The sequence below is a fragment of the Flavobacterium riviphilum genome (assembly GCF_055231795.1).
Map to the genome: position 1 here is coordinate 22,001 of NZ_JBUYSY010000005.1, position 11,891 is coordinate 33,891.

General features: G+C 35.6%; 12 protein-coding genes. 8 read left to right on the forward strand and 4 right to left on the reverse strand.

What is annotated here, in order from left to right:
- Window position 1 precedes the first annotated feature (1 nt).
- From ACZIX2_RS07005 to ACZIX2_RS07020, 4 genes are read right to left on the reverse strand one after another with little or no spacing between them, the layout of a single operon-like run.
- A complete protein-coding gene (locus ACZIX2_RS07005; protein ID WP_463339378.1) occupies window positions 2-1,306 on the reverse strand; it encodes a DASH family cryptochrome in 1,305 nt (434 codons plus the stop codon).
- Window positions 1,261-1,416 carry a DUF2256 domain-containing protein gene (locus ACZIX2_RS07010; protein WP_463339379.1) on the reverse strand — a complete coding sequence of 52 codons (156 nt, stop codon included), beginning with the start codon at window positions 1,414-1,416 and terminating at the stop codon, window positions 1,261-1,263. The genes ACZIX2_RS07005 and ACZIX2_RS07010 overlap by 46 nt, the downstream gene beginning before the upstream one ends.
- Complete coding sequence (locus tag ACZIX2_RS07015) at window positions 1,413-2,726, reverse strand: ABC1 kinase family protein (RefSeq protein WP_463339380.1); 1,314 nt, start codon at window positions 2,724-2,726, stop codon at window positions 1,413-1,415. The genes ACZIX2_RS07010 and ACZIX2_RS07015 overlap by 4 nt, the downstream gene beginning before the upstream one ends.
- Window positions 2,726-3,388, reverse strand: coding sequence for a TetR family transcriptional regulator C-terminal domain-containing protein (locus ACZIX2_RS07020; RefSeq protein WP_463339381.1), 663 nt, complete (start codon window positions 3,386-3,388; stop codon window positions 2,726-2,728). Before ACZIX2_RS07020 ends, ACZIX2_RS07015 begins: the two co-directional genes overlap by 1 nt.
- A gap of 117 nt (window positions 3,389-3,505) precedes the next feature.
- Between ACZIX2_RS07020 and ACZIX2_RS07025 the strand changes: the two genes are divergently transcribed.
- From ACZIX2_RS07025 to ACZIX2_RS07060, 8 genes are all read left to right on the forward strand, one after another.
- Entirely contained in the window at window positions 3,506-4,417 is a 912-nt protein-coding gene (locus ACZIX2_RS07025) for a TIGR01777 family oxidoreductase (RefSeq protein WP_463339382.1), read from the forward strand.
- A 209-nt stretch (window positions 4,418-4,626) separates the two neighbouring features.
- Window positions 4,627-5,904: a C4-dicarboxylate transporter DctA gene (gene dctA, locus ACZIX2_RS07030; RefSeq protein WP_463339383.1), complete on the forward strand. Its 1,278-nt coding sequence runs from the start codon at window positions 4,627-4,629 to the stop codon at window positions 5,902-5,904.
- 137 nt (window positions 5,905-6,041) lie between these two features.
- Window positions 6,042-7,457: an APC family permease gene (locus ACZIX2_RS07035; RefSeq protein ID WP_463339384.1), complete on the forward strand. Its 1,416-nt coding sequence runs from the start codon at window positions 6,042-6,044 to the stop codon at window positions 7,455-7,457.
- A 161-nt stretch (window positions 7,458-7,618) separates the two neighbouring features.
- On the forward strand, window positions 7,619-8,239 hold the full coding sequence (locus ACZIX2_RS07040; RefSeq protein WP_463339385.1) for an MBL fold metallo-hydrolase: 621 nt from the start codon (window positions 7,619-7,621) through the stop codon (window positions 8,237-8,239).
- A gap of 86 nt (window positions 8,240-8,325) precedes the next feature.
- Window positions 8,326-8,880 (forward strand): Crp/Fnr family transcriptional regulator, encoded by a 555-nt coding sequence (locus ACZIX2_RS07045; protein WP_463339386.1) that lies wholly within the window; start codon window positions 8,326-8,328, stop codon window positions 8,878-8,880.
- A 78-nt stretch (window positions 8,881-8,958) separates the two neighbouring features.
- The gene (locus ACZIX2_RS07050; protein WP_463339387.1) at window positions 8,959-9,726 is read left to right on the forward strand and encodes an MBL fold metallo-hydrolase; all 768 of its coding nucleotides are present in this window, start codon (window positions 8,959-8,961) and stop codon (window positions 9,724-9,726) included.
- A 340-nt stretch (window positions 9,727-10,066) separates the two neighbouring features.
- Window positions 10,067-10,849 (forward strand): DUF2490 domain-containing protein, encoded by a 783-nt coding sequence (locus ACZIX2_RS07055; protein WP_463339388.1) that lies wholly within the window; start codon window positions 10,067-10,069, stop codon window positions 10,847-10,849.
- A gap of 338 nt (window positions 10,850-11,187) precedes the next feature.
- A complete protein-coding gene (locus ACZIX2_RS07060; RefSeq protein WP_463339389.1) occupies window positions 11,188-11,844 on the forward strand; it encodes a lipocalin family protein in 657 nt (218 codons plus the stop codon).
- The last annotated feature ends 47 nt before the right edge of the window (window positions 11,845-11,891 follow it).

The following is an 11,891-nucleotide window of genomic DNA, read 5'->3' on the forward strand; positions in this document are numbered from 1 at the left end:
TTTAAAAATATTTTTGATCTAACCACATTTGTTGAAACTTCGAATTTTTATCGTACTGTTGTGCTTGTAGAGCCACATTGAATTTTCGGTCACGTGGGTCGTTGCCTACCCCTGAAAGGTACATCCAGTTTCCATAGTTACTGTGAACGTCATAATCTAGTAAAAACGACTCAAAATAAGCTGCACCAATCCTCCAATCTAAACGCAATGTTTTGGCAAAATAAGAAGCTACATTTTGTCTCCCTCTATTACTCATCCAACCTGTTTTCTGTAATTCTAACATATTTGCATTAACAAAAGGTTCAGATGTAAAGCCATTAATCCATTGTTGTATGGCTTTTTTATCTTTTGACCAATGGTAGTTTTTATTTAAAATGCCTTCTAATTTAAAAATGGCATTTCCATATCGCAACGAAAGGTATTTGAAGTAATCCCTCCAAATCAACTCAAATAGCAACCAATAGGTAGATTCATTGGCTTCAATTTCATTTTCATAGCGTTTAATTTCCCAATAAATAGTCTTTGGCGACAAACATCCGTTGGCTAACCAAGGTGAAAATTTCGAGCTATAATCGGTTCCTATTAATCCGTTGCGCGTTTGTTTGTACTGACTTATTTTTTTAGTCTTCCATAGATATTGTTCCAATCTATCTAATGCTTGATTTTCGCCTCCTCGAAAAGGGAAAGCTGTTCTTTGATCTTCATCAAAAGCTAAAAAACCCAGAGTCTCAAGAGTTGGTATTTGAGTTAAAACATTTAATTTGTTCGATTCGGGCATAACACCTAACTTATTAATGACAGGGACCAAAGCTTTCTTTTCACATGTATTTCGAAACTGAGTAAAAACTACTGGTATCTCCGTTATCGAAAAAGGAATCAATTCTGGCGGGAATAAAAATTGATGATAGGTCGAAATAAATGAAACTGTTTTACCACACTTATCCATTACTGCTTTAATAACCTCAATTTCTTCACTAGTCCATTCTTTTTGATAATAAACCGTAGTTGGAACAGTTGCATCAATTAAATTTGGAATAACATTCGCCGGGTCATCATAATATACCAAAAGAGTTATCCCTATTTTGGTCAAATTATCACGCAATTCCGTTACCGAATCGATAATAAATTGTGCTCTAAAATGTGCGGTTTTTTTAAATCCAAAGCGAGTAGTTTGAAATAGTTTAGGCTCAAAACAATACACTCCAATAACTCTGTCGTTCTCGGCCACAGCCTTTTGCAACGATGGGTTATCAGTAATTCTTAAATCATTTTTGAACCAAACGATTCCTTTTTGTTTCTTTTGCATTTTTCACTACAATATTTAACTTCTTCCCAAACGCTTTCCCATTTTTTTCGCCATACGAATGGTCGTTGACACACTATACAAACCTTAGTTGGCAAATGTGCTTTTTTCAATGGTTTATATATTTTTGAAAATGATTCACTTCAATGTTAGCTTTTAAATCAAACATTAAATTATACAATCCGAAAAAGGTTCGATTCATATAGATAAAATGCTTAGATCCTCGATTACCATTCATTTTTCTAAGATTAGTATCCTTTGAAAATCGCTCACCTAATTGTGCTATTTCATTAAAGAACTTTTCGTTAGAAAAATCAAAATGGTCTGTTTGAAAAGGCAAAGTAAACAAGGACAATAAATCATAAAACATAGCCGAGAAATAATCAATTTCTTCGGGTGTATCATCGCTTCTTAAAATTTCCAATTGATACAACTTTTCATGAAAAAGAGGTTTGCTATTGAGAATTTTAGGATTGACCAATTCAAAATAAGGAAGGTAAAAATCATTCGGTATGCTTTTCATACAACCAAAATCGATAGCTATCAATTTATTATCATCACTTACTAAAAAATTGCCCGGATGCGGGTCGGCATGCACTTTTCGCAACACATGCACTTGATACATATAAAAATCCCAAAGCGCTTGTCCTAGCTTATTGGCAAGGTCTGCATCAAAATTGGTAGCCGTGAACTCCGATAAATGCTGCCCTGACATCCAGTCCATGGTAAGAATTTTATCGGTTGAAAAATCTGGGTAATACTCCGGAAAAAGTAAATTTTCAATCTTGCTACACGCTGCAACCACCGCCTGACTTTGTTGTAATTCAAGCTGATAATTGGTTTCTTCTATCAATTTATCTTCTACCTCTTTAAAGTATTTATCCGAATCGTTTCCTTGAAGGTTAAACATTCGAATGGCTATAGGCTTAACCAAAGCCAAGTCCGAAGAAATACTATTGGCTACACCAGGGTATTGAATTTTTACCGCTAGTTTTTTGCCATTTTTATGAGCCAAATGTACCTGCCCAATACTAGCTGCATTTACCGAAATAGGATTGAAATCGTCAAAAATCTCATACGGCGTTTTTCCAAAGTTATTCTTAAACGTTTTGAGTACCAAAGGAGCCGAAAGCGGAGGAACGGAAAATTGCGAAAGAGAAAATTTTTCTACATAAGCCTGAGGCAGAAAATTTTTGTCCATACTCAACATTTGGGCTACTTTGAGGGCACTGCCTTTCAAACTTTTCAACCCATCATATATATCTTCGGCATTGTTTTCGTTCAATTTGTCTCGGTTCAAATCAGCATTCACCATTTTTTCTCCGTAATATTTGAGATAGTTTACGCCAATTTTGGCACCCGTTTGCACCAGTTTAGTAGCGCGCTCAATTTTCGAGGTAGGGATATAATCTATTGTTTTCATTAGGCTTGTCGTTGTATTTTTTCTTTAAAAAGGAATTTCCCAAGATCCATCAAGCTCTCAATGGGAGTGATTTGCATCAATTCAAATGCTGCTTTTATAGACTTCTCAATCAGCAAATCGGTTTTTTCAAAACCAGCAGAACGGTCTTCCATCCAAAACTTTAAGATTACTAAAAACTGTATCCACAAGGATTCGCTGGTTGCTTTCTCTTTAAAATTTTGCAATTTTTCTATTGAAATTTTCCATTCTTCGGTAGTAATCTCCGAGATATACTTTTTGAATTTTTGGCGAAATCCAGCCAAAAGCATCACATTTTTTAACTGATTTTTATGTTGATGCAGCGCATATAATACATAACTTCGGTTGGCCGTAAACAGTTCGAATACGGTAAAATAAAAACTTAAGAGTTTTGACCTCATGTCATAATGAGGATATTCTGGGTTCTTTTCCAACAGTTCTAGGGTCATCTCAAAAAACTGTTGAAAAATTGCATCATCAATACTATCAATGGTACCAAAGATTTTATAAAATGCTGATTCCGTAAAATCATGGTCTTTGGCAAACTGATAAACTGATTTTGGTTTTTCATTATGCTCAAGGACATATGCCATATAAAGTGAGATCAAATGTGCTTTGGTAAGCTCGTTTTTTTTAGTTGCCATGATAATGAGTGTTTTATATTGAAAACAAAGATACAATTGTTTAACTTAATATTAATAAAGTTAAACAAAAAATAATCCTAAATTTGATACAAATAATTTTGACACCAAATAAAAGACATGAATAAAAGAGTATTACTTACTGGAGGCACTGGTTTTATAGGCAAGTATTTGACTAGTTTTTTAATTAGAAAAGGATACTCGGTAGGGATTTTGACTAGAAATCCAAAAGAGAACACAGACAAAATCACCTATTACAAATGGGATATTGCTTCTAAAATGCTGGATCCAAAAGCTATTGAAAACTCAGACTATATCATTCACTTAGCCGGCGAATCAATTGCGCAACGATGGACCAACAAGCATAAACAAGCCATTTTGGATAGTAGAGTACAATCTACCGCATTGATTGCAGCAGCCTTACAGCAAAATCCTTCCCAAATAAAAGCATTCATTTGTGCCTCTGGCATTGGAATTTATGGTGCCTTGAATGGCGAAGGCATTTGCACGGAAGACACCCCTGCGGCCAATGATTTCTTAGGCAAAGTTTGCCAAGAATGGGAAGCTTCTGCCGATGCAATTGGGGCATTAGGTATTCGAACCGTAAAAATCAGAACTGGATTGGTAATAGGGAAAGATGCGGGTTTTTTACATAAAATACTCCCCTCTTTTCGTAGAGGTTTCGCTGCTATATTAGGCAAAGGCACTCAATACATGCCATGGATTCATCTACACGATTTGTGCGCTATGTATATTGAAGCCCTAGAAAACGAAGCATTGGAAGGCCCATATAACGCGGTGATCGAAGACAGTACCACCAACACCTCTTTCACCAAAACTTTAGCAGGTATATTGGGTTATTCCGTTTGGTTGCCAAGAGTACCCGAGTTCTTTTTAAAATCGGTTTTAGGAGAAATGGCACTTTTAGTACTCACCGGGCGAAGAGTTTCGAGTAATAAAATACTAGCCACTGGATTTCGTTTTCAATTTAAAAACTTAGAAACAGCATTGCGAGATTGTATTCATAAATAAAGGTTGATTGTTGAAAAAAACCGTGAAAAACCTCATGTCCAAAACTACTTTTAGCATGGGGTTTTATTATGACTTAGGGTCGAGAATATAATTAATCAATTAGTAAAAATTCAGTCTAACAAAGGATTAGACACTACTAGTTTTGGTTCAAAAAAGAGTTAATTTGGCAAAAAAGTATATCTTTAGCCAACTAAAACCATTGCAACCCTATGTCTTTTGAAGTTCATTCCACGACTACCTTACCCAAACCTTGGTATAAAGCCTTGTATTTTCAAGTTCTCATAGCTATTTTAATCGGGATTTTATTAGGACACTATGCTCCTGAAAAAGCCATTCATTTAAAAGTCTTAGGCGATGGGTTCATTGCTTTAATCAAAATGATTATTGCCCCGGTAATATTTGTGACGGTTACAACTGGAATTGCCTCTATGGGCGATCTAAAAGTAATGGGTAGAATTACTACAAAAGCATTCGTTTACTTTATCACCTTTTCGACTTTGGCTTTAATCATTGGCATGGTGGTTAGCAATGTCATTCAACCAGGTGCTGGCATGCATATCGATGCTAAAACCTTAGACCCAAAATCGATTCAAGACTATATCGATGCCACAAAAGAACACAATTTATCAAATTTTGTTTTGGATATAATACCCAAATCTCTCATGAGTTCACTCACGGGCGATAGTATTTTACAAGTCCTATTTGTTTCAATAATGTTTGGAATAGGTATCACCTTAACAAGTGAAAAAAGCAAACCTGTATTGGACTTTTTACACGCTTTGTCCCATCCTATTTTTAAAATTGTGGAGTTGTTGATGAAACTAGCTCCTATTGGTGCTTTTGGAGCTATGGGATTTACTGTGGGTAAATTTGGTTTGGCTGTTTTATACCAACTGGCTGGATTGGTCCTTACTTTTTATCTTACTTCAGCCTTTTTTGTACTTGTAATTCTAGGTCTCGTTGCCTATTACAACCAGTTTAATATTTTTAAATTATTACGTTACATCAAAGAAGAATTATTTTTAGTATTGGGTACCAGTTCTTCCGAATCAGCACTACCTACTGTCATGAAAAAATTAGAAAAAGCGGGCTGTGCCAAACAAGTGGTGGGTTTGGTAATCCCAACGGGCTACTCTTTTAACTTAGATGGCACCAATATTTACATGACACTTGCTGCTTTATTCATTGCGCAAGCTTGCGATGTAAATTTGCCTGTAGAGAAACAAATTCTGTTATTACTAGTCGCCATGTTAAGCTCGAAAGGAGCCGCTGGTGTTTCTGGAGCGGGTTTTATTACTTTGGCAGCTACCTTGGCTGTTGTGCCAGATATTCCAGTAGTAGGGATGACTTTAATTCTTGGTATAGACAAATTCATGTCGGAATGTAGAGCGTTAACCAATTTTATCGGCAATGCTGTAGCAACAATTGTCATCGCGAGATGGGAGAATCAATTGGACCCACAAGCCTTAGCCAAGGCCCTAAAATAATAGCACACTAACAAGTAATTACCCCTCAATAATCTAATTGAATATCAAATTTCAGGAAGTAAAACCACCAACCTTCACCTATCTGATTTTTTATATTTTTAAAACTACATTTACACAAACAGAAATTAATTACAACTATGATCAAAGACAACCAACCCGAAGATTTTAAACGTGAACTCGGCCTATTAGACGGGACTATGCTAGTGGTAGGATCCATGATAGGATCTGGAATTTTTATTGTAAGTGCCGATATTGCCCGACAAGTAGGCTCCGCTGCCTGGCTGACAGTGATTTGGTTAATTTCGGGACTTATCACCATGATTGCTGCTGTAAGTTATGGCGAATTGAGTGCTATGATGCCCAAAGCAGGCGGTCAATATGTGTATTTGAAAGAAGCCTATAACAAATTAATAGCCTTTTTGTATGGCTGGAGTTTTTTTGGGGTTATTCAAACCGGAACCATTGCTGCGGTGGGTGTTGGTTTTTCTAAGTTTGCGGCTTATTTGATTCCTGCCTGGAGTGACGAAAATATTTTGCTGGAGATGGGGAGTTTTCAACTCAATGCAGCACAAATTGTGTCCATTATCACTATTATATTCTTAACATATCTCAATAGTCGTGGGGTAAAAGACAGCAAAACTTTGCAAACCGTATTGACCATAATTAAAATTTTATCGCTTTTTGGGTTGATCATTTTTGGCTTTCTACTGGCTGCCAAATCAGAAATTTGGAATCAAAACTGGGCGGATACTTGGAATACCAAATCTTTGGATGTGGCCAGTGGCGAATGGAAATCCATTTCAGGTCTCGCACTATTAAGTGGTATTTCAATGGCTATGGTGGGTTCATTATTTTCGAGTGATGCTTGGAACGGTGTGACTTTTATTGCTGCCGAATTAAAGAACCCGAAACGCAATGTAGGATTGAGTTTATTTTTAGGCACTTTCACCGTTACCATCATTTATGTTTTGACCAATTTGATGTTTCTGGCTGTAATCCCATTGCAAGAAATCGCTACGGCCAAATCGGACAGAGTGGCTGTTGTAGCATCACAATATACTTTTGGAGAATGGGGTACGGTAATCATCGCTGTAATGATTATGATTTCGACTTTTGCTTGTAACAATGGTTTGATTATGGCCGGATCGCGAGTGTATTATACCATGGCCAAAGATGGTTTGTTCTTTAAAAAAGCCGCGCAATTAAACGAAAAAAGTGTTCCTGGATGGGCGCTTTGGGCACAATGTATTTGGGCTTCGGCCTTGTGTTTGACCGGTAAATATGGTGATTTGTTGGATTTTGTCATCATTATTGTACTGATTTTTTATATTTTGACCATCTATGGTATTTTTATTTTACGCAAAAAAATGCCCGATGTCGAACGTCCTTACAAAGCGTTTGGCTATCCTTTTTTACCGGGCTTATACATCGTTATGGCAACGGCTATATGCATTGCGCTTTTGTTTACTAAATTCTCCACTTGCGGTTGGGGAGTACTAATTATGCTGGCTGGAATTCCTGTGTACTTTATTTCTCAACGCAAACGAGAGTAAGACATTCAAAAAAACTAAATCTAAAATTCCAAATTCCAAGTGCTGATCAATCATTTGGGATTTGGAATTTTTTATTGATTTCAATCAAGAACCTTCCGCTACCAAAACCCTAAATTTGTAAAACATTTATTGTTAGCGCTATGTATCCTATACAAAAACTTATGCTTGACGGAGAAATTCCGATGAATTGTTATGTTTTGGAAAGAAATATGGAATGCTTTATTATTGATCCAGGCTACCAAAAAGAAATCATACAAAACTACATTGCACAAAAAGGGTATACCGTAATAGGTATTTTACTCACGCATGCTCATATAGACCATATCGAAGCTTTGGATTGTTTTCCGGTTCCCATTTATGTTCACGAAAAAGAATACGAAATTTTAATAGACACCGCCAAAAATGGTTTTGATTTCTTTGGTAAAAAACCGCAATATAATTTGGCCAATTTAGAAATCATTTGCATCAATGAAAAAAGCACCCTGAGCATTGGAAACGAAACGATACAAGTACTACTCACTCCTGGACATACCATTGGTAGTGTGTGTTACTTGATTGGTCATGATTTGTATGCAGGCGACACGCTTTTTGAAGCAAGTGTTGGAAAATGGGATCGGCCAACGGGAGATTTAAACACTTTGAAAAAAACCATTGTAAACCTTATTAATTCCCTCCCTGATCATGTGTTGGTCCACCCAGGTCACGGTCGTAGTACAACTATAGGTATCGAAAAGCAAATTAATAGTTTTTACCACCAATGGAGTTTAGAACAAAATTTGTAATTTTATTCTAATTCATTAAAAAACAACACACTATTGATTTCCTTCAAACGTTCCAAATAAACTAGTTCATAGCCAAGACTGATCAATTGATTCACTTTTTTAGTTCCAAATTCCCTTTTAACCAAGAAGGATTAGAAGAATTTGTCGCCTCGTTTACTTCAAAAACCTTTCCCAAAGGAACAATACTTTTAATGAACGATAAAGTAGATTCAGAACTCCGTTTTCTTGATCATGGCCATGTGAGAGAATATTATACCTCAACCCAAAAAGAAAAAAATATTAATTTTCACACAGAACCTGAGTTCATTACAGATTTCTTTTCTTTTACTAAAGAGCAGCCCACCAAAAGAAATCAAGAAAGTCTAACCGAAGTGACCATCCGAAGCCTGTCCAAAGAAAAATGCCAAGCCTTGATTCAAAAATACCCTTGTGGCGCCCATTTTATTGAATCTATTTTTCAAGATTTAATTCAAAAAAAAGAGACTGAGGAATTCAATTTTTTCAAAAGTACAGCAGAAGAACTTTATAGCGAATTGGTAAAAACCAAATCCAATTGGATTCAACATATTCCGCAATACCACTTGGCTTCTTACTTAGGGATTCAACCCGAGACCTTAAGCCGAATTAAAAAACGACTGTAATTTATTGATTTCAGTCAATTTACAACTCCAAAACATTTTGCAATTTTATAGTATTGTTTTACTAAAAACTACACTACTATGAAAATCCACCACTTGCGAAATGCTACACTATGTATAGAAGTGAACAACCAAGTAATTTTGGTTGATCCTATGTTGGGGAAAAAAGGAACAGCCGGGCCGACATTTACGTTGTTTCGATTCAAACCCCTTCGAAATCCAATTGTAGATTTGCCGCAAAATGCAATGGACATCGTATCCCAAACCACGCATTGTTTGATTACGCATTTGCATCCTGATCATTTAGACAAAGCCGGTGAGGATTTTTTGAGAACCAAACAAATTCCTATCATTTGTAGCAGTAAAGACCAATCAGCGTTAAAGAAGAGAGGACTTAACGTAACCCAAACCGTTGAATATTGGAAAACCTCAGCGTTTTTAGGAGGAACCATTCAAGGAATTCCTGCCGTACATGGCTATGGTTTTATTGCTAAACCTATGGGGCATGTCATGGGATATTACATCGAATTTACTAGAGCGCCTTCTTTGTATTTGAGCGCCGATACCGTTTACACCCCCGATGTTCACCGAGCACTCACCGAATTACAACCCAAAATAGCTGTTGTTGCCGCTGGCAGCGCCCAATTAGACCTCTTTCAGCCCCTTTTGATGCGTATGGAAGAGATTTTGAAATTTGTCAAAACAGCACCTCATAAAGTCTTGGCCAATCATTTGGAAGCTGTCAATCATTGCCCTACTACAAGAAAACAACTTCAATATGAAATTGACCAATTGGGAGTAAAAGATAAAGTTTTCATCCCAAAAGATGGTGAAAATATAAGCTATTAAAATTACATTTTACATCCCCAAAAGTTTTGGAAGATGATCCAAAATCCATTGCGTATTGCATTATGGATTTTGGATTTTTTTTTTTGATTTTAGTCAATAAAAATTGTTCATCATGCTTTTTTTTATACATGTTTAAGAATAAATCAACAAAAAACGAATGGATATCGCACAAAGTCTGAATGACACAAATAGAATAAATATTTTGGTTAGCAAATGGTTTTGCAAATGCAACTACAAGGCTTATTTTTGTTACAAACCCATTAAAAAACAGCTAACCTCTAGCACAAACAAAACCAAGGGGTTACAGCAATAAATAACGAATTTCAAAACAAGATTACTCATGAAAAACACTAATAAATTATTTTTAACGCTAATTTTATTGATCAGTTTACAATTTTCCTTTGCGCAAAATAACCGAATCAATACGCACAACAACATTGGATGGTACAATTATTTTGGCACTTTTAAAGTATCCGAAAAAGTTGGCATACACACCGAGTACCAATGGCGTCGAGACCAATACATCACCAATTGGCAGCAGAGCCTTTTGCGAGTGGGAGTCAATTACAATCTGAACCCAAGAGTACAGTTCCGACTTGGATACGGATGGATTGAAACTTTTCCTTATGGAGAATTTCCTCTAAACGGAATGGGAAAAGACTTTACGGAGCATAGAATTTTTGAAATGGTGCAACTTTCTCACAAAGAGGGCAACATAGACTTTTCGCACCGTTTCATGCTCGAACAACGCTTTGTGGGCAAATACAACGCTATCACAAGTACTTCAGAAGATGCTTTTCCTCGTTTGAACCGATTCCGATATATGGTTCGACTTCAAATGCCGTTGAAAGGACAAGAAATCAAAGACAAAACACCATATGTCGCCCTTTATGATGAGCTTTTCATTGGTTTTGGAGAAAATGTAAACGCCAATGTTTTTGACCAAAACAGAATTGGGGTACTATTGGGCTATCGGTTCAATAAAAATGTGCGAGTTGAAGGCGGCTATCTCAATCAAACCGTACAATTGGGCAGACAAATCAATGGTAAAAATGTATTTCAAAACAACAATGGTATCATTTTGAATACAAATTTCAATTTTGATCTAACCTCAAAAAAATAAGTCCTCAGGCCTAAACTTGGATTAGTTTTAGGCGCAAGACACACAATATTTCTCACTTCATATATTCCAAATTCCAAATAGTAGCAGCACTCTTGGAATTTGGATTTTTTTATTGGTAGCGAAAGGTATCTCTTCCTCTAAAATATTTTATAAAAGCTTTTACTATTATAGTGCCATTTCAATGGTTTTCTCATTTCTTAAACTAGATTATTTAGCCCCTACTTGGTCAACTTTAATAAAATTAAAATACACCTTTTTTTACAAAAAAAATAGTAATTTTAGTTACTAAAACGATTATACATAACTATTCAAAATTTTCAATCAAATACTATTATAACATGAAAAACATCTTTAAACTTCAACAATTAATACTACTTATTGCTTTAATAGTAAGCTCATGCTCCTCCCTAACCAAACAAGTTGACAAAAGAATTGATCCCAATTTAGTTGGTGTCTGGGAAGGATCTGAAACTGACCAACAAGTAAAAGGAATAAAAAAAGAATGGAAAATGACACGTAAGGAAGATGGTACCTTTACACTTTTGTTCAAAACTACCAATCAAAATGAAGTTGAAGAATTTACAGAATCAGGTAAATGGTGGGTACAAGGAAACAAATTTCATGAAATACATGAAAATTCAGGAAAAACTGATGTTTACAACTATACTGTTTTAAATAATCAAGAAGTAAAATTTGAAATGGTAAAAACTGCTATGGAATTTAATGAACCTAATTATACTTTTATAGACAAAAGAGTAAATGAAAATTCTAGTCCAATTACAACAGATGGTTTATCTATAGCCAATGCTATCAAAGTGAAAAGTGTTCCAGAAGAATACCAGTATGTAAAAAAGAATTGCATTAATTGTAAACTTTTGGGTCAAGCCTTATTATACAATAACAATAAACCGTACGACAAATTAAGCCTTAAAAATGAAAAAGGCGAAGAAGTAAATTATTATTTTGATATTTCTTCTTTCTTTGGAAAATGGTGAGATCATCTAAAGATATCTCGATGGATTACAATTTCCACTTAAGCATG

What these genes read in the sequence shown, in the direction of transcription:
- ACZIX2_RS07040 (WP_463339385.1), top strand. Translation starts at nt 7,619, where the DNA reads ATGCTTGACGGAGAAATTCCGATGAATTGTTATGTTTTGGAAAGAAAT.
- ACZIX2_RS07050 (WP_463339387.1), top strand. Translation starts at nt 8,959, where the DNA reads ATGAAAATCCACCACTTGCGAAATGCTACACTATGTATAGAAGTGAAC.
- ACZIX2_RS07060 (WP_463339389.1), top strand. Translation starts at nt 11,188, where the DNA reads ATGAAAAACATCTTTAAACTTCAACAATTAATACTACTTATTGCTTTA.
- ACZIX2_RS07025 (WP_463339382.1), top strand. Translation starts at nt 3,506, where the DNA reads ATGAATAAAAGAGTATTACTTACTGGAGGCACTGGTTTTATAGGCAAG.
- ACZIX2_RS07055 (WP_463339388.1), top strand. Translation starts at nt 10,067, where the DNA reads ATGAAAAACACTAATAAATTATTTTTAACGCTAATTTTATTGATCAGT.
- ACZIX2_RS07015 (WP_463339380.1), bottom strand. Translation starts at nt 2,726, where the DNA reads ATGAAAACAATAGATTATATCCCTACCTCGAAAATTGAGCGCGCTACT.
- ACZIX2_RS07035 (WP_463339384.1), top strand. Translation starts at nt 6,042, where the DNA reads ATGATCAAAGACAACCAACCCGAAGATTTTAAACGTGAACTCGGCCTA.
- dctA (WP_463339383.1), top strand. Translation starts at nt 4,627, where the DNA reads ATGTCTTTTGAAGTTCATTCCACGACTACCTTACCCAAACCTTGGTAT.
- ACZIX2_RS07020 (WP_463339381.1), bottom strand. Translation starts at nt 3,388, where the DNA reads ATGGCAACTAAAAAAAACGAGCTTACCAAAGCACATTTGATCTCACTT.
- ACZIX2_RS07005 (WP_463339378.1), bottom strand. Translation starts at nt 1,306, where the DNA reads ATGCAAAAGAAACAAAAAGGAATCGTTTGGTTCAAAAATGATTTAAGA.